18 protein-coding genes and 1 other annotated feature are annotated in these 17,899 nt (G+C 52.7%); of the genes, 7 read left to right on the top strand and 11 right to left on the bottom strand.

The window, feature by feature from the left end; all coding sequences use genetic code 11:
- Positions 1 to 134 precede the first annotated feature (134 nt).
- The 3 genes from clpB to rluD form a co-directional block, all read right to left on the bottom strand.
- Complete coding sequence (gene clpB, locus FKM52_RS12370) at positions 135 to 2,720, bottom strand: ATP-dependent chaperone ClpB (protein ID WP_181407932.1); 2,586 nt, start codon at positions 2,718 to 2,720, stop codon at positions 135 to 137.
- A gap of 113 nt (positions 2,721 to 2,833) precedes the next feature.
- On the bottom strand, positions 2,834 to 3,565 hold the full coding sequence (yfiH, locus tag FKM52_RS12375; protein ID WP_141176492.1) for a purine nucleoside phosphorylase YfiH: 732 nt from the start codon (positions 3,563 to 3,565) through the stop codon (positions 2,834 to 2,836).
- Positions 3,562 to 4,542, bottom strand: coding sequence for a 23S rRNA pseudouridine(1911/1915/1917) synthase RluD (rluD, locus tag FKM52_RS12380; RefSeq protein WP_141176493.1), 981 nt, complete (start codon positions 4,540 to 4,542; stop codon positions 3,562 to 3,564). The genes yfiH and rluD overlap by 4 nt, the downstream gene beginning before the upstream one ends.
- Before the next feature lie 132 nt (positions 4,543 to 4,674).
- Here rluD and bamD point away from each other — a divergent pair, with 132 nt between their 5' ends.
- The 6 genes from bamD (at position 4,675) to budC (ending at position 9,540) form a co-directional block, all read left to right on the top strand.
- Positions 4,675 to 5,406: an outer membrane protein assembly factor BamD gene (gene bamD / locus FKM52_RS12385; protein ID WP_141176494.1), complete on the top strand. Its 732-nt coding sequence runs from the start codon at positions 4,675 to 4,677 to the stop codon at positions 5,404 to 5,406.
- Positions 5,407 to 5,692: 286 nt separating this feature from the next.
- Positions 5,693 to 6,025 carry a ribosome-associated translation inhibitor RaiA gene (gene raiA / locus FKM52_RS12390; protein ID WP_141176741.1) on the top strand — a complete coding sequence of 111 codons (333 nt, stop codon included), beginning with the start codon at positions 5,693 to 5,695 and terminating at the stop codon, positions 6,023 to 6,025.
- A 123-nt stretch (positions 6,026 to 6,148) separates the two neighbouring features.
- Positions 6,149 to 6,271 (top strand) — a sequence feature (Phe leader region).
- Entirely contained in the window at positions 6,150 to 6,194 is a 45-nt protein-coding gene (locus FKM52_RS22230) for a hypothetical protein (protein ID WP_373996400.1), read from the top strand. (Overlaps the previous feature by 45 nt.)
- A gap of 23 nt (positions 6,272 to 6,294) precedes the next feature.
- Positions 6,295 to 7,452: a bifunctional chorismate mutase/prephenate dehydratase gene (gene pheA / locus FKM52_RS12395; RefSeq protein ID WP_141176495.1), complete on the top strand. Its 1,158-nt coding sequence runs from the start codon at positions 6,295 to 6,297 to the stop codon at positions 7,450 to 7,452.
- A gap of 111 nt (positions 7,453 to 7,563) precedes the next feature.
- Positions 7,564 to 8,604, top strand: a complete 1,041-nt coding sequence (locus FKM52_RS12400; RefSeq protein WP_181407933.1) for an ABC transporter substrate-binding protein — start codon at positions 7,564 to 7,566, stop codon at positions 8,602 to 8,604.
- A gap of 171 nt (positions 8,605 to 8,775) precedes the next feature.
- Positions 8,776 to 9,540: a meso-2,3-butanediol dehydrogenase gene (budC, locus tag FKM52_RS12405; protein ID WP_141176497.1), complete on the top strand. Its 765-nt coding sequence runs from the start codon at positions 8,776 to 8,778 to the stop codon at positions 9,538 to 9,540.
- A 38-nt stretch (positions 9,541 to 9,578) separates the two neighbouring features.
- Here the strand turns inward: budC and tyrA are convergent, their stop codons facing one another.
- Both tyrA and FKM52_RS12415 read right to left on the bottom strand, forming a co-directional pair.
- Positions 9,579 to 10,700: a bifunctional chorismate mutase/prephenate dehydrogenase gene (tyrA, locus tag FKM52_RS12410; RefSeq protein WP_141176498.1), complete on the bottom strand. Its 1,122-nt coding sequence runs from the start codon at positions 10,698 to 10,700 to the stop codon at positions 9,579 to 9,581.
- Between the two features lie 5 nt (positions 10,701 to 10,705).
- On the bottom strand, positions 10,706 to 11,785 hold the full coding sequence (locus tag FKM52_RS12415) for a 3-deoxy-7-phosphoheptulonate synthase (protein ID WP_141176499.1): 1,080 nt from the start codon (positions 11,783 to 11,785) through the stop codon (positions 10,706 to 10,708).
- A 337-nt stretch (positions 11,786 to 12,122) separates the two neighbouring features.
- Between FKM52_RS12415 and FKM52_RS12420 the strand changes: the two genes are divergently transcribed.
- Entirely contained in the window at positions 12,123 to 12,653 is a 531-nt protein-coding gene (locus tag FKM52_RS12420; protein ID WP_141176500.1) for a GNAT family N-acetyltransferase, read from the top strand.
- 443 nt (positions 12,654 to 13,096) lie between these two features.
- Here FKM52_RS12420 and FKM52_RS12425 read toward each other — a convergent pair whose 3' ends face one another.
- From FKM52_RS12425 to ffh, 6 genes are all read right to left on the bottom strand, one after another.
- On the bottom strand, positions 13,097 to 13,807 hold the full coding sequence (locus FKM52_RS12425; protein WP_181407934.1) for a hypothetical protein: 711 nt from the start codon (positions 13,805 to 13,807) through the stop codon (positions 13,097 to 13,099).
- 572 nt (positions 13,808 to 14,379) lie between these two features.
- Entirely contained in the window at positions 14,380 to 14,727 is a 348-nt protein-coding gene (gene rplS / locus FKM52_RS12435; RefSeq protein ID WP_141176502.1) for a 50S ribosomal protein L19, read from the bottom strand.
- A 42-nt stretch (positions 14,728 to 14,769) separates the two neighbouring features.
- Positions 14,770 to 15,534 (bottom strand): tRNA (guanosine(37)-N1)-methyltransferase TrmD, encoded by a 765-nt coding sequence (trmD, locus tag FKM52_RS12440; RefSeq protein WP_181407935.1) that lies wholly within the window; start codon positions 15,532 to 15,534, stop codon positions 14,770 to 14,772.
- A 35-nt stretch (positions 15,535 to 15,569) separates the two neighbouring features.
- Entirely contained in the window at positions 15,570 to 16,118 is a 549-nt protein-coding gene (gene rimM / locus FKM52_RS12445) for a ribosome maturation factor RimM (RefSeq protein WP_141176504.1), read from the bottom strand.
- Between the two features lie 18 nt (positions 16,119 to 16,136).
- Positions 16,137 to 16,385, bottom strand: coding sequence for a 30S ribosomal protein S16 (gene rpsP / locus FKM52_RS12450; protein ID WP_033739514.1), 249 nt, complete (start codon positions 16,383 to 16,385; stop codon positions 16,137 to 16,139).
- Between the two features lie 146 nt (positions 16,386 to 16,531).
- A complete protein-coding gene (gene ffh, locus FKM52_RS12455) occupies positions 16,532 to 17,893 on the bottom strand; it encodes a signal recognition particle protein (protein WP_141176505.1) in 1,362 nt (453 codons plus the stop codon).
- Positions 17,894 to 17,899: the final 6 nt, after the last annotated feature.

Here is a 17,899-nt window from a genome sequence, read left to right on the forward strand (position 1 = left end):
GGAGTAATTCGGGCCTGACAAGCACTAATTATAAAAAATCACGCAACCGTTCAAATTTCAGCCTGAACGACGATAAACCAGACATTTTTCAGCCTTAAAACAAAAAATGGGCCTTACGGCCCATTTTCTGCGTTTTACTGGTGCGCAACGATAGTCCCATCATGCACGTCGATTTCGATAGTTTTGCCCGGCACCAGGGCGCCGGAGAGTATCTGCTGCGCCAGCGGGTTTTCCACCTGCTGCTGAATCGCGCGTTTTAACGGACGCGCGCCATATACCGGGTCATAGCCATTCTGGCCCAGCAGCGTGAGCGCCTCTTCCGACATATGAACGCTGTAACCGCGTTCTTCCAGCCGTTTATACAACCGCTGCAGCTGGATATTGGCAATTGAGGCAATATGTTTTTCACCCAACGGATGGAACACCACGACTTCATCGATACGGTTGATAAATTCCGGACGAAAATGATGGCCGACAACCGTCATAACCACATCTTTCATCGCTCCGTAATCCAGCTCGCCGAAGCGTTCCTGAATCAGATCGGAACCCAGGTTCGACGTCATGATCACCACGCTGTTGCGAAAATCGACAGTTCGTCCCTGCCCATCGGTCAGGCGTCCATCATCCAGCACCTGTAGCAGAATGTTGAACACATCCGGGTGCGCCTTCTCTACTTCATCCAGCAGGATGACGGAATAAGGCCGACGACGCACCGCTTCGGTAAGGTAGCCGCCCTCTTCATAGCCAACGTAGCCCGGAGGCGCCCCCACCAGCCGCGAAACGGAATGTTTCTCCATAAATTCCGACATATCGATACGCACCATCGCATCGTCGCTGTCGAACAGGAAGTTAGCCAGCGCCTTACACAGCTCGGTTTTACCGACGCCGGTCGGCCCGAGGAACAGGAAAGAGCCAATAGGACGATTCGGATCGGACAGACCGGCGCGGCTACGGCGAATCGCATTGGAAACCGCTTCGACCGCTTCATCCTGCCCGATAACGCGACGATGCAGATCCTGCTCCATGCGCAGCAGTTTCTCACGTTCGCCTTCCATCATGCGCGCGACTGGTATTCCGGTCCAGCGCGCCAGCACATCAGCGATTTCCACATCGGTAACGCGGTTACGCAGCAGGCGCATGGTTTTTCCTTCCGACTGCGTTGCCGCCGCCAGCTGTTTCTCCAGCTCAGGAATCTGCCCGTATTGCAGTTCAGACATACGCGCCAGATCGCCGGAGCGCCGCGCCTGCTCCAGCGCGATTTTCGCCTGCTCCAGCTCCGCTTTTATTGTCTGAGTGCCGGAGAGCGAGGCTTTTTCCGCCTTCCATTCTTCTTCCAGCTCGGCATATTCGCGCTCTTTCTGGTTGAGTTCATCCTCCAGCATCTCCAGGCGTTTCTGGCTGGCTTCGTCGGACTCTTTTTTCAGCGCCTGCTGTTCCAGCTTCAGCTGAATAACGCGCCGCTCCAGGCGATCCAGCGGCTCCGGCTTAGAGTCGATCTGCAGACGAATGCTGGACGCCGCCTCGTCAATCAGGTCGATTGCTTTATCCGGCAGCTGACGATCGGCAATATAACGATGCGACAGCGTTGCTGCGGCAACAATGGCCGGATCGGTAATCTGTACGTGATGATGCAGCTCATAACGCTCTTTCAAACCGCGCAGGATAGCGATGGTATCCTCTACGCTCGGCTCTGCGACGAACACTTTCTGGAAACGACGTTCTAGCGCTGCATCCTTTTCAATGTACTGGCGATATTCATCCAGCGTCGTTGCGCCAACGCAGTGCAGCTCGCCGCGCGCCAGCGCAGGCTTCAGCATATTGCCGGCATCCATCGCGCCATCGGCTTTACCCGCGCCGACCATGGTATGCAGTTCGTCAATAAACAGGATAACGTTGCCTTCCTGTTTGGCCAGATCGGTCAGGACGCCTTTCAGACGTTCTTCAAACTCGCCGCGATATTTAGCGCCCGCCACCAGCGCGCCCATATCCAGCGCCAGTACGCGACGGCCTTTTAGCCCTTCCGGTACTTCGCCGTTGACGATACGCTGCGCCAGGCCTTCGACGATCGCAGTTTTACCTACCCCCGGCTCACCAATCAGCACCGGGTTATTTTTAGTACGGCGCTGCAGCACCTGAATGGTGCGGCGGATCTCTTCATCACGCCCGATAACCGGGTCCAGCTTGCCCTGTTCGGCGCGCTCGGTAAGATCGATGGTATATTTTTTCAATGCCTGGCGCTGATCTTCAGCCCCCTGATCGTTCACGTTTTCCCCTCCCCGCATTTGTTCGATAGCTTTGGTCAGCTTGTCATTAGTCGCGCCGGCGGATTTCAGTAAATCGGCCAGCGAACCGCGCGAGTCGAGGGCGGCCAGGACAAATAATTCAGATGATATAAAGTTATCGCCGCGCTTCTGCGCCAGCTTGTCGCACAGGTTAAGCACCCGTACCAAATCGGCGGAAGGCTGGACGTCGCCATCGGCCCCTTCTACCTGCGGCAGACGACTGATAGCCTGCTCTACGCTGTTACGTAATCCTGCAACATCCACGCCTGCGGTAGTCAGTAACGGGCGAACGGTGCCGCCCTCCTGACCGAGCAGCGCGCTCATCAAGTGAAGAGGTTCTATGAACTGGTTATCGCGCCCAAGGGCGAGGGATTGAGCATCGGCGAGCGCAAGCTGGAATTTGTTAGTAAGACGATCCAGACGCATGTTTCCTCCCAATACAGGTCAAAATGCTACTGGAGATAAAATGAGGTCTGCCCTCAGAATTTCAAGATGTTCAACCTCTATTATGGTGAAAAAAAGCGCACCCTGGATCGTCTTGTTGCGTAAGGTTATATCAGCCAAATCAAACTTGCCATACGACCGGTAGTACCGCTGCGTCGCCAGGAGAAAAAATGCGCGGAATCGCGCCAGGTGCAGCGCCCGCCGCCGCTAATCGAGACAACGCCCTGCGCGCTCAAACGCTGACGCGCCAGTAGCCAGAGATCGGCATAAAACTTCTCTCCGCTGTCGCGGAAAGCGAGATCGGCCGCCGGATCGCGGGCGATAAACGCCGCCCTGACTTCCGCGCCGACTTCAAATGCTTCTGGCCCTATCGCCGGCCCCAGCCAGGCATGGATTTCCTGCGGCGGCGCGGAAAACTGCTGCAGCGTATTCTCCAGCACGCCGGCGCACAGGCCACGCCAGCCCGCATGGGCGGCGGCGACCTGTTTGCCATCGAACGAGCAGAACAGCACCGGCAGGCAATCCGCCGTCATTACCGCACAGACGGTTTCAGCCTGATTGCTCCAGACGGCATCGGCACGGCGCTCCGTTGAGGTCGCCCCATCGAGACGTACTACGTCAGTGCCGTGCACCTGCTCCAGCCAGTAAGGCATGGCGGGTAAACCAGCAAGGGTGATTAACCGCTGGCGGTTGGCCGCGACGTCTTCGGGCCGATCGCCTACGTGATCGCCCAGATTAAGCGAGTCCCAGGGCGCCGCGCTGACGCCGCCGCGACGTGTAGTGCTGCAGGCGCGCACCGACGCCGGCGCGGGCCAGTCAGGAACAATCAATTCGCTCATAGCCAGTCCAGCTGATCTTTAAAGGCTTCGGTATCCGCCTTCAGCGCTTCGATCAGATCGACCATATCCTGCGGCAGCGGCGCGTGCCATTCCATCTCAATACCGGTAATCGGATGGTAGAGACGCAGCATGGTAGCGTGCAGCGCCTGACGATCGAAACCGCGCAGCGTGGCGATAAACGCATCGGAGGCGCCCTTCGGCGGACGCGGACGTCCGCCATAGAGCGGATCGCCCACCAGCGGATGGTTAATATGCGCCATATGTACGCGAATCTGGTGGGTGCGTCCGGTTTCCAGACGCAGACGCAGGCGGGTATGCGCGCGGAAGTGTTCCATTACCCGATAGTGCGTTACCGCATGTTTTCCCATCGGATGGACGGCCATGTGGGTACGCTTGGTTGAGTGACGGCTAATCGGTTCATCAACGATACCGCCGGCGGTCATATTGCCGATCGCTACCGCTTCATACTCACGGGTGATTTCCCGCAGCTGTAGCGACTCAACCAGATGGGTTTGCGCCGGTACGGTTTTCGCCACCACCATCAGCCCGGTAGTGTCTTTATCAAGACGATGCACAATACCGGCACGCGGCACGTCGGCAATTTCCGGATAGTGGTGCAACAGCGCGTTAAGCACCGTACCGTCGGGATTGCCGGCGCCGGGATGCACCACCAGATCGCGCGGCTTGTTGATTACCAGAATGTCTGCATCTTCATAGACGATATTCAGCGGGATATCCTGCGCTTCCCAGCGCATCTCTTCTTCTATCTCAGCCTGTATTGCCACGGCTTCGCCGCCCAACACTTTTTCCTTCGGCTTATCAACGATATTACCGTTGACGCTCACCCGGCGGTCGAGAATCCACTCTTTTATGCGCGAACGCGAATAATCAGGGAACAATTCCGCTAAAGACTGATCTAAGCGTTGTCCGAGTTGCGATTCGGAAACCGTTGCGGTGAGTTTTACTTGTTGTGCCATAAACAGCTTCTTCGTTAACGTTGGGTTTTCACGGCGGTGCCGTTTAATATAATGTGCTATCGTACCTGGTCACTATTGGAAGCTTAATGGACAGCTTTCGCAATAACACACTCTGAGGATAATCAAATCGTCATGACGCGTATGAAATATCTGGTGGCTGCAGCCACGTTGAGCCTGGCTCTTGCGGGTTGTTCAAGCTCTAAGGATCAAGTGCCTGACAGTCCGCCTTCTGAGCTTTATGCCACGGCTCAGCAAAAACTGCAGGACGGTAACTTTAAAGGCGCAATAACGCAACTGGAAGCGCTGGATAACCGCTATCCATTTGGTCCTTACGCCCAACAAGTTCAGCTGGATCTGATCTACGCCTACTATAAAAATGCCGATCTGCCGATGGCGCAGGCCGCCATTGACCGTTTTATGCGCCTGAACCCAACCCATCAGAACATCGATTACGTTCTGTATATGAAGGGCCTGACGGATATGGCGTTAGACGATTCCGCGCTGCAGGGCTTTTTCGGCATCGATCGTTCCGATCGCGATCCGGAGCATGCCCGTGTCGCCTTCCGCGATTTTTCCCAGCTGCTGCGCAACTATCCAAACAGCCAGTATGCGGCCGATGCGCGTAAGCGCCTGGTCTATCTGAAAGATCGCCTGGCGAAATATGAACTCTCCGTGGCGCAATTCTACACGAAACGTGAAGCTTATGTCGCGGTCGTCAATCGTGTGGAGCAGATGTTGAAAGATTATCCCGATACACAGGCCGCGCGTACGGCTCTGCCGCTGATGGAAAATGCCTACCGCAAACTGCAGCTGAATGCCCAGGCGGATAAAGTAGCGCAGATCATCGCCGCGAATCAGGCCTGATCCAGTACGGCTCAGCCCCTGCGGCTGAACATTAAAAAAGCAGCCTTCAGGCTGCTTTTTTGATGATAAAATCGACGAAATTCGCACTTTCGTGCCGTGTTAACCTGTCGAGTGTGACGCCTGAAGCGTCATCCGACAAGCTGATTCAGCACATTTACCGTGGCCCCTCACAGATTTCATTTCCTTGACAAAAAGTGACAATTTAATGTGACAACGATCACAAAAATAAGCTAGTTTCAAGGTATGCTGAAGTTACTACGACGGAAATGACAGTGAGGTAAACATGATGATTGTGAATATTACCAGCAAACAAATGGAAATCACCCCGGCTATCCGCCAGCATGTCGAAGACCGTCTCTCTAAGTTAGAAAAGTGGCAAACTCACCTGATTAATCCCCATATCGTTCTGTCAAAAGAGCCGAAAGATTATGTCGTCGATGCGACTATCAGCACGCCTAACGGTCCGCTGGTCGCCAGCGCCAGACATGAAGATATGTATGCCGCGATTAATGAGCTGCTAAATAAACTGGAGCGCCAGCTGAATAAAGTTCAGCACAAAGGTGAAGCGCGCCGCGCCGCCGTCAGCGTGAAAGATTTAGCGCCGCTTAGCGAAGAATAATTCCCGGCGCCCGTTTTATTACGGGCGTCACCGCCGTACTGACGCGCCAGCCGGCGCGTTTTTTATTGACAGTGGCAAAACGCTACGGTTACTTTAACCGCATCAGCGCAAAACAGGCACCGCTATGAACCCGACGTTTTTCTTCGCTTTCTTTTTTACCTTCCCCTGACCAGGGAGGCGTTTCGTCGTAGAAAAAGAAAGCGAAGACGAACTACAAAGCCTCCCCCGACGGGAGGCTTTTTTATTATGGACATCTGACAGGTAAAGTTATGACACCAGAAAATCCGTTACTGACCCTGCGCGATAAGATCAGCGCTATTGATGAAAAATTGCTGGGGCTGCTTTCTGAGCGGCGCATGCTGGCTATCGAAGTAGCGCAAGCGAAAATGGCTACCCATCGTCCCGTGCGTGATATCGATCGTGAACGCGATCTGCTGGAACGTCTGATTACCTTAGGACAGGCCCACCAGCTGGACGCTCATTTTATTACCCGCCTGTTCCAGCTGATTATTGAAGATTCCGTCCTGACGCAGCAGGCGCTGCTGCAAAAACACCTTAATCAAACCGATCAACAGTCGGCGCGCATCGCCTTTCTCGGTCCGAAAGGATCGTATTCCCATCTGGCGGCGCGTAAGTATGGCGCCCGTCATTTTGCTCACGTTATCGAAAGCGGATGTCAGAAGTTTCAGGACATCATTAATGAGGTGGAAAGCGGCCAGGCGGACTACGCCGTGTTGCCGATTGAAAACACCAGTTCCGGTTCGATCAATGAAGTTTACGATCTGCTGCAGCAAACCAGCCTCTCTATCGTCGGCGAGATGACGGTGCCCATCGATCACTGCGTGCTGGTAGCCGGCGCTACCGATCTACAGCAAATCGAGACGGTTTACAGCCATCCGCAGCCTTTCCAGCAGTGCAGTCAGTTTATTAATCGCTTCCCTCAGTGGAAAATTATCTACACCGAAAGCACCGCGGCGGCAATGGAAAAAGTCGCGGCGCTTAACTCGCCAAAAGCGGCGGCGCTGGGCAGCGAAGCAGGCGGCGCGCTCTATCAGCTTCAGGTGCTGGAACGTAACCTGGCGAACCAGCAGCAGAATATTACTCGCTTTATTATTCTGGCGCGTAAGCCGGTTGACGTTTCCGAACAGGTGCCGGCGAAAACCACGCTGATCATGGCTACCGGCCAGCAGTCGGGCGCGCTGGTAGAGGCGCTGCTGGTGCTGCGCCAGCATAATCTGATTATGAGCAAGCTGGAATCGCGACCTATCAACGGCAACCCCTGGGAAGAGATGTTCTATCTCGACGTACAGGGCAATCTGCGTACTCAGCAGATGCAGCAGGCCCTGCAGGAATTACGCGCTATTACCCGCTCGCTAAAAGTGCTGGGCTGCTATCCCGGCGAGAATGTGGTGCCGGTAGAGCCATAACAGACCGATCCGCCAGCTTTTTCGGCTGGCGCCGATAGTTACCTGCGCCGGGTTATTTTTGCCGCCCGATCGTTATATACTAAAAAACATAACGATTTAATGAGGCTCACCATGCGCAAACTTACTCCTCTGCTTTTCTGCCTTTCACTTTTTTCTCTGCATGTTTATGCCGGGCGACAGGTTGTCGATCAGCTGGGCCGCCGGGTGACTATTCCCGATCGCGTCGATCGCGTGGTAGTTCTACAACACCAGACGCTTAATCTGCTGGTGCAGCTGGGCGCTACCGACAAAATCGTCGGCGTTCTCAGCAACTGGAAACAGCAGCTCGGCGAAAACTATCAGCGGCTGGCGCCAGCGCTGGCCAGTATTCCCGCCCCAGGCGATCTGGCCCATGTCGATCCTGAAGCGCTGGTCGCGCTTCATCCACAGGTAGTGTTTGTGACCAACTATGCGCCTCTCAGTATGATCGAACATATCCAGAGTCTGGGCATCCCTGTTATCGCCATTTCGCTACGTAGCGGCAGGCCTGAACAGCTGGCAAAGCTGAATCCGGTGCTGGAAGATGAGGAACAGGCCTACGATCGTGGATTAAAAGAAGGGATCCGGCTGATCGGCAATATTATTAATCGTCCTGAACAGGCAGAGGAGCTGATTAACGCCGCTTTCAGCCAGCGGCAGCTGGTGCAGGCGCGCCTGCGCGCAATTCCAGCCGGTCAGCGCGTACGGGTTTACATAGCTAACCCGGAGTTGACCACCTACGGTTCCGGTAAATATACCGGCCTGATGATGGCCCATGCGGGCGCGCTTAATGTCGCGGCGGCGGTGAACGGCTATAAGCAGGTATCAATGGAGCAGATAATCGCATGGAATCCGCAGGTTATTCTGGTGCAAAACCGCTATCCGCAGGTAATTAACGAAATTAAGACACAGCCCGCCTGGCGCGTGATCGATGCGGTACAGCATCAGCGGGTATGGCTGATGCCGGAATATGCCAAAGCCTGGGGCTATCCGATGCCTGAAGCAACCGGCCTCGGTGAGCTCTGGCTGGCTAAAAAACTCTACCCGAAAAAATTCAAAGATATTGATATGCAGCAGCAGGCAGATAACTGGTATATGCGTTTCTATCATACCCATTATGACGGCGGTAACTAATGTCGCGCTATCGTTCCATTGCGCTCATTAATATTTTTTAAAACTTAAAATCACCATATAAACAATAAGTTATATTAAGCACTGCGGTTTACCGCCGCCTTCCGCCACGGTTATGCCAGGCTTAACGGGCTGCTAATCATCGGGGTTAGCGAGCGGCAATAAGGAGGCGAAATGGAACGTTTCAGTAACAAAGTGGTTATCGTTACCGGTGCGGGTTCAGGTATTGGCGCAGCAAGCGCGCAGCGTTTTGCTGAAGAAGGAGCCAGCGTAGTGCTGGTTGGCCGTACCAGGGAGAAACTGAACAATACTTTCTCCCGGTTGAAAGCGGGCGACCATCTGGTTGTGGTAGCCGATGTCTCTAAACGCGAAGAGGTTGAAGCGCTGGCCGGCCAGGTAGAACAGCACTACGGGCGTGTTGACGTGCTGCTTAATAATGCCGGAGTGAATACCTCAGGGAAAATTCATCAGGCCAGTGACGAAGACTGGAAAAAGGTGATGTCCACCGATCTGGATGGCGTGTTTTATTGCACGCGCGCCTTTTTGCCGGCCCTGCTGCAAAACGGCGGCAACATTGTAAATATCTCTTCCGTTTCCGGGCTTGGCGGCGACTGGGGCATGAGTATTTACAATGCTGCCAAAGGCGCCATCACTAACTTTACCCGCGCGCTGGCGCTGGATTACGGTAAGGACGGCGTGCGGGTGAACGCTATTTGTCCGGGGCTGACGCTTACCGACATGACGGAAGAGATGAAGCAAAACGATCGGCTGATGGCAAAATTTAATGAGCGCATCGCGCTGGGAAGAATGGGCGCAGCGGAAGAAGTTGCAGCGGCGATCGCCTTTCTCGCCAGCGACGATGCCCGCTATATTACCGGCGTCAATCTGCCGGTTGACGGCGGCATCACCGCCTCGAACGGACAGCCGCCGCAGGCCTGACAGCAAACGGCCCGCCCTGTGGCGGGCCATCCTTCACCTCAAACCCGGTTATCGTTGGCGGAACGCAGCAGCGAACGGCTCTCGCGCATAAAGCGCGGCGCGTAATCGCCAAACCAGCGTTCAACTTTGCGGAAGCTTTCAATAAATCCCGGCTTATCGTTTTGCTCCAGCAGAGCTATCGCCTCGCCAAAGCGCTGATAGTAACGCTTAATCAGCGCCAGATTGCTTTCAGAAGACATAATAATATCGGCATACAGCTGTGGATCCTGAGCAAACAGCCGTCCTACCATCGCCAGCTCCAGGCGATAGATCGGCGACGACAGCGCCAGCAGCTGCTCAAGCTGCACATTTTCCTCCGCCAGATGCAGGCCATAAGCAAAGGTAGCGAAATGGCGCAGCGCCTGAATAAACGCCATATTCTGATCGTGCTCAACGGCGCTGATACGATGCAGGCGGGCGCCCCATACCTGTATCTGTTCCAGAAACCATTGATAGGCTTCCGGCTGACGGCCATCGCACCAGACTACAACCTGCTTCGCCAGGCTACCGCTATCCGGACCAAACATTGGATGCAGGCCTAATACCGGGCCGGAATGCGCTGCCAGCATCGCCTGTAGCGGACGATTTTTCACCGAGGCGATATCAACCAGAATACATTCTTCAGGCAGCGGCGGCAGCTGCGCGATCACCTGCTCGGTAAGATGTATCGGCACGCTGACAATCACCATTCCGGCATCCGCCAGCAGCGCCGGCGCCTGCGCCCACTCCTCTTTATCGAGAATTTTCACCTGATAGCCGGAGAGCGTCAGCATCCTGGCAAACAGCTGCCCCATGCGCCCTTTACCGCCGACGATTACAATCGGGCGCATTTCCGGGCAGAGCGTTTTAAAGCCTTTATCATTTTCGCTGGAGTAGGATTCGCGCATCACGCGACGCAATATATCCTCAATCAAATCGGGCGGTACGCCCAGCGCCTCTGCCTCCTGGCGCCGCGAAGCCAGCATCGACGCTTCGCGCTCCGGCACATAAATCGGCAGGCCATAGCGGCTTTTTACTTCGCCAACCTCAGCGACCAGCGCCAGCCGCTGCGCCAGCAGATCCAGCAGCGCCTTATCGACTTCATCAATTTTATCGCGCAGCGCGGTTAATTCAGCCACCATCGGGGTTACTTCTCCTGTGACAAACGCGCCGTCAGCACGCCGCTTAAATCCTGATGTATCCGACGCAGCAGCTGCCCGGTGCTCTCCCAGTTAATACAGGCATCGGTTACCGACACGCCGTAGCGCATTTCGCTGCGCGGCTGCTCGGAAGACTGGTTGCCCTCATGCAGATGGCTCTCCAGCATCAGCCCGATAATAGAGCGGTTGCCGTCCCTGATTTGCGCCACGGCGGATTCAGCCACGCCGGGCTGACGGCGGTAATCTTTGTTTGAATTACCATGGCTGCAATCTATCATCAGCGCCGGACGGAGTCCCGCTTTCGCCATCTCTTTTTCGCACTGCGCCACATCTTCCGGACTGTAGTTAGGCGCTTTACCGCCGCGTAAAATCACATGTCCGTTAGGGTTGCCCTGCGTCTGTAACAGACAGACCTGGCCGCCCTGATTAATGCCGACAAAACGGTGCGGCATGGCGGCGGCGCGCATTGCATTAATCGCCGTACCAAGGCTGCCGTCGGTGCCGTTTTTGAATCCTACCGGCATGGAAAGGCCCGATGCCATTTCGCGATGGGTCTGCGATTCGGTGGTGCGGGCGCCAATGGCGGCCCAGCTAAACAGATCGCCCAGATACTGCGGGGTATTAGGATCGAGCGCTTCCGTCGCTAACGGCAGCCCCATTTCCACCAGGCTCACCAGCAGCTGACGCGCGATATGCAGACCGGCTTCCACATCAAATGAGTTATCCATATAAGGATCGTTGATTAGCCCTTTCCAGCCGACGGTGGTGCGGGGTTTTTCAAAATAGACGCGCATGACGATATAGAGCTGATCCTTCAGCTGTTCAGAGAGATCTTTCAGTTGACGGGCATAAACAAGGGCCGCTTCCGGATCGTGAATAGAACAGGGGCCGCAAACAATTAGCAGGCGAGGATCTCTGCCGGCAATAATGTCGGCAATGGTTTGCCGCGCGGCGGAGACCTGCGCTTCAAGCTGCGCGTTAAGCGGAAATTTTTCTTTCAGCTGCGCCGGCGTAATCAAAACCTGTTCTTCTGCGATATGCACATTGTTCAGCGCGTCTTTCTGCATTTTACGATCCTCATCTCATCCTGGGCATGTTCGTCATAGCGATGTGTCGACTAATGTAACATGTAAAGTACAGCCAGACACCATATCGTACATATTTTTTACCAGTAAAATTTTCCAAAAAAGCATATTCAATATAATTTATTGATTTTATTTATAAAATATAAAACCAAACACCACCGCCACACAGGCGTAATGTAAACTAAAAATTACACCAGGCTGTAAAGCGCGATAAGCATGACCGGCCTCGCAACCATGCCGGCAAAAATAAGCGACACTAGCCTTTACTCATTTATCATGCGGCAGCAGCCATTGCCGCCCCATGTCCGCTGGAGAAACTATGAATATTTATCTGCGCCCTCTGCTGGCTTCCGACGCGCAGGAGTATGCCGATGCCGTACATGAAACCTTGCCGCAGCTGCAGTCGTGGATGGCGTGGGCGCATAAAGATTATTCGGCGCAGGAAGCGGCAGCGTGGTTCAGCTGGCTCGATCGACAGCGCGAAAAAGGCGAAGCAAACGAGATGGGTATTTTTTCTGTGGAGGATAACCGCTTGCTTGGCGCTGCAGGTATTCGCTACGCGCACGATGACGTGGAGCTGAGCGCTATTGGTTACTGGGTACGAGCGAAAGAACAGCGTAAAGGCGTGGCGCGTAACGCGGTATTGCTGCTGGCTCAGGAAGGTTTCCGTCACCCCGATATCAATACGATTGAAATTCTTGTGGCGGAAAACAATGTTGCCAGCCGCGCCGTAGCGCGCAGCTGCGGCGCCCATTTAAGCGAAATGCGCTATGGGCTGATCGTGCTGGCGGATGGGCCGGTGATGACCGCTATCTATCACTTACGCCGCGAAGATATGCCCGGCGACTAAATCCCTCCGCTCAAAACGGAGGGACTTAATTACATTTTCGAGCGCAGCCACCAGCTGGTTAAAATAAAAATTATCACTGCCAGAAAGATTTCTATTTCCCGATCCCATTTATCAGCAGCGAATAGCCTGAGATAAAGCAAACAGCATAAAAATTGAACTGCACATAACAGAATAAGGGTCAACCAATATGGCGATTTGTTCCCATTGATATTTATTATATTTATTGGATACTTAAAATAACACACTACAAACCATTATTTGAATATCTGTTCAAATCCATTTACTATATTTTATATAAACATAGGCAACAACCAAAATCCAAAGTATAACAAAAAACACAGTATAAAATGGGGTAAGAAGAATGATAATATATATTCCTGCTATAGTAATTATAACAGGAACCAGATAGAAGAAAGACTGTAATAGCCATAACACCAGTCGCTTCACTTTTTCAATATCTCATATAAAGCATCTGAAACCACATCTGGGTTATTATCACCAGATCTTATCTGATAAATGATTTTAGTCATGGATGGCTCAATGAGAAAGTATAACATTTCAATACCCTCTTCATATAGCAAATGGTAATATTCACTATCCTGGTACTTAAGCTTGTTTACTGCCAGCGAGGCCAGCTGAGCTTTGCCGTAGTAGCTAAGACTGGTAACAAACCACGATGAAAATTTATTTACTCTTGCAACATGAGAAGCTTTGAATTCGGCAGAATTCACTATCAGCTTTGCAATAGTAGCTGCCAGAGCCATCTTACTGATTTTATTCGCTGCAGTGTGAGCGGCTAATCCAAATGTTTCCTGAATAAAAGCCACCAATTTGTTAGCATTATTGGTATCAATTCTTTTCAAGGTTTTTTGAAAATAAATCTGCACCATATCTAGTACAACATCTTCACGCCGATAAATTTCCATTACCGAAAGAAGCAAGCGATAGTCTTCCTTTCCCATGTTCTGGCAAACATTACGATAGTCTTCATCAGGTATAAGGCATGACCCATAATTAATGACTCTCTCTCCTCCCATTTTTACATTGTTAATTGTAGATATCAGATTTTTATTGACTTGTGCCATTCCTCTTGTTAAAGCTAAAGCAAAGCGTTTCTTGGCTTGCATTTGTAACTGAAGGTAGGTTTGTGGCATATTCACTGCCTTCCGAAAAATTAGTATTGTTCAATAATTTATCATTACAGGATTAAAGGGCAAGTATCATCATGGCAAAAAGAAAGAAAATATTAATTTACTCATTAATAATCATTATTTATATTCTAATAATACCAGAATTTATTATTCGCACGATTAAATCGGATTATATTTTATGGCTGAGCCATATAATAAGTTTAGGAGGGGTGCTAAATCCACTTATGTCAGTAACAATTTTTATGATATGTATTTCAATTTTGCTGGCTATTTTAACCTTATTTATTGCAAAAAGATTTTTTCGGGCTAGATCACCCTCTAATAATGAATAAAATTTTCTCCTAAGCGGCTTGATGTAGCGCTGACAGTAAGCGTTCTGTACGGCAGTGGTGCAAGTAATAGTCCCCCTTCTCGCACCGCTTCTGATACTACGACGACTGGTTTTGACCATAAGATTTTCTTTTTCTCATTCGACCTATAGTTTCTGAACCATCCCCATTACCCATAAAAAAGGGGCTGGCATCACGCCAACCCCTTGTTTGCTATTAACTTTAAGATGTCGCTTACGCGAGCCCTTAGTTAAGACGCTCTTTGATACGAGCTGCTTTACCAGTACGCTCACGCAGATAGTACAGTTTCGCTTTACGCACGGCACCACGACGTTTCACGGTGATGCTGTCAACGACCGGAGAGTGAGTCTGGAATACACGCTCAACGCCTTCGCCGTTGGAAATTTTGCGAACAGTGAATGCAGAGTGCAGACCGCGGTTACGAATAGCGATAACCACGCCCTCGAATGCCTGCAGACGCTTTTTAGAACCTTCAACGACCCATACTTTCACTTCCACCGAGTCACCCGGACGGAAAGAAGGTACGTCCTGCTTCATCTGCTCTTGTTCAAGTTGCTTGATAATGTTGCTCATAATTAAATCTCTTATCCTGGGTAAACTGATCGTACCGGAAGATTAACCTTCCGCATCATCGTTTTGTTGCGCGTTGAATTCCCGCTGGAATTCGCTGAGCAACTTTGCTTGCTCTTCAGTCAGAGCCAGGTTTTCCAGAAGTTCAGGTCTTCTAAGCCAGGTACGGCCAAGCGACTGTTTCAGGCGCCAGCGGCGAATTTCAGCATGGTTGCCCGACAGCAATACTGACGGAACCTCCAGCCCTTCCAACACTTCAGGGCGGGTATAGTGCGGACAATCCAGCAAACCATCAGAAAACGAATCTTCATCGGCTGACGCCTGCTTGCCCAGCACGCCGGGTATAAACCGGGCGACCGAATCAATCAACGTCATTGCTGGCAGTTCGCCACCGCTGAGAACGTAATCCCCAATCGACCATTCTTCATCGATCTCGGTTTGGATCACGCGCTCATCGATCCCTTCATAGCGTCCGCATACCAGAATTAACTTCTGCTGCGTCGCCAGTTCGCAAACCCCATTCTGATCGAGTTTGCGCCCCTGAGGTGACAGATAAATCACCTTAGCGCCCTCTCCCGCCGCCGCTTTCGCTGCGTGGATGGCGTCCCGTAAGGGTTGCACCATCATCAGCATTCCCGGTCCGCCGCCGTAAGGACGATCGTCTACGGTACGGTGCCGGTCATAAGTGAAGTCACGTGGACTCCAGCTCTGAATGCTGAGCAGGCCATTTTTTACTGCCCGGCCAGTTACCCCGTAATCGGTAATCGCGCGAAACATCTCTGGAAAAAGGCTGATAACACCGATCCACATAGCGCTCGCCGTTGCATTACCGTTTTGTTCGGAGGTCAAAAACCAGGATCCCAATCTACTTCAATGGTGCCGGTAGTGAGATCGACTTTCTTGATAACCTGTTCATCAAGAAACGGAATTAACCGCTCTTTCACACCGAACGCATCTTTCAGGTTTGCCTTAACGACCAGTACGTCGTTCGAGCCGGTTTCCATCAAATCAATGACTTTACCCATTTCGTAGCCGTCGATGGTAACTACCTGGCAACCCATAAGGTCTTTCCAGTAGTAATCACCCTCTTCCAGCGCCGGCAACTGCGAGGAGTCGACCAGAATTTCACAATTGGTCAACTGAGCCGCCGCATCACGATCGTCAACGCCTTTGACTTTGATGATCATGTCCTGATTGTGGTGCTTCCAGCCTTCCAGTTCAATCTGCTGCCATTTTCCGGCGCGCTGAATAAACCACGGCTGGTAGTCAAAGATGCTGTCGGCATCTTCGGTGGAAGAAAACACTTTGAGCCAACCCCGGATGCCGTATGCGGCTCCCATCTTACCCAGCGTAACTGGATTAACGGGAGGCTGTGTGGCGAGTTGTTTGCTCATGCTAACCACCGTGACAGATTAAGCTGCTTTTTTAGCTTCTTTGATCAGCGCGTTAACGCGATCTGACAGCGTTGCGCCCTGGCCAACCCAGTGCTCAATGCGGTCCAGGTCCAGACGCAGCGCTTCAGCCTGACCAGATGCGATCGGGTTGAAGAAGCCTACGCGCTCAATGAAACGACCATTGCGTGCGTTGCGGCTGTCAGTAACGACAACCTGATAGAACGGACGCTTTTTCGCGCCGTGACGTGCCAAACGAATTGTTACCATAACATCCTCTTCAGTTAATAAAACAACCGGGCCCCATCGAGGAACGGGGCCCGGGTGTCGTATATAAAAAGCCCGAAAATTTTACTCATTTTGGCGCAAAAAGCAATCTAAACTGAGCAAGCTTGCGGACTTTTCTGTAAAGCGCCTTAACGCCCAGGGAAGCCTGGCGGCATCATCCCCTTCATACCGCGCAGCATTTTCGCCATGCCGCCCTTTTTCATTTTTTTCATCATGCGCTGCATATCATCGAACTGCTTCAGCAAACGGTTTACATCCTGCACCTGCATGCCGGAGCCGGCGGCGATACGGCGCTTGCGCGAGCCTTTGATAATTTCCGGTTTTTCACGCTCTTTGCGCGTCATGGAGTTAATCATCGCCTCCATGCGCACCAGCACCTTGTCATCCATCTGCGACTTTACGTTGTCCGGCAGCTGACCCATGCCGGGCAGCTTGCCCATCAGGCTGGCCATACCGCCCATGTTGCGCATCTGCTTTAGCTGCTCAAGGAAATCGTTCAGATCGAAGCCGTCGCCTTTCTTCAGCTTGTTCGCCAGCTTCTCAGCCTGCGCGCGATCGACTTTGCTCTCGATATCCTCAATCAGCGACAGTACGTCGCCCATGCCGAGAATACGCGAAGCAAGACGGTCCGGATAAAACGGCTCCAGCGCTTCGGTTTTCTCGCCCACGCCCATAAACTTAATCGGCTTGCCGGTGATATGACGAATCGAGAGCGCCGCGCCGCCGCGGGCATCGCCGTCGACCTTGGTCAGAATCACGCCGGTTAACGGCAGCGCTTCATTAAACGCTTTAGCGGTATTCGCCGCATCCTGACCGGTCATGGCATCGACGACAAACAGAGTTTCCACCGGGTTAATCGCGGCGTGTACCTGTTTGATTTCGTCCATCATCGCTTCATCAACGTGCAGACGACCGGCGGTATCCACCAGCAGCACGTCATAAAACTTCAGTTTCGCTTCTTTCAGCGCATGGTTAACGATATCGACCGGCTTCTGGCTGACGTCGGACGGGCAGAAATCAACGCCTACCTGCTGCGCCAGCGTCTCCAGCTGTTTAATCGCCGCCGGGCGATAGACGTCCGCCGACACCACCAGCACTTTTTTCTTATGCTTTTCGCGCAAAAATTTGCCGAGCTTGCCGACGCTGGTGGTTTTACCGGCGCCCTGCAGACCAGCCATCAGCACTACCGCCGGCGGCTGAGCGGCAAGGTTCAGCGCGTGATTTTCCGAACCCATCGCCTCAACCAGCTCGTTACGCACGATCTTAACGAACTCCTGGCCCGGCGTCAGGCTCTTGTTCACCTCATGCCCAACCGCGCTCTCTTTCACGCGATTAATAAAGTCGCGAACTACCGGCAGCGCCACATCCGCTTCCAGCAGCGCCATGCGCACTTCACGCAGGGTTTCTTTGATGTTTTCTTCGGTCAGCCTTCCGCGGCCGCTGATATTGCGCAGGGTTTGCGACAATCGATCGGTTAAGTTATCAAACATTGTCTC

It is taken from the genome of Mixta tenebrionis (assembly GCF_006517625.1).
GTDB classification, from domain to species: Bacteria; Pseudomonadota; Gammaproteobacteria; order Enterobacterales; family Enterobacteriaceae; genus Mixta; species Mixta tenebrionis.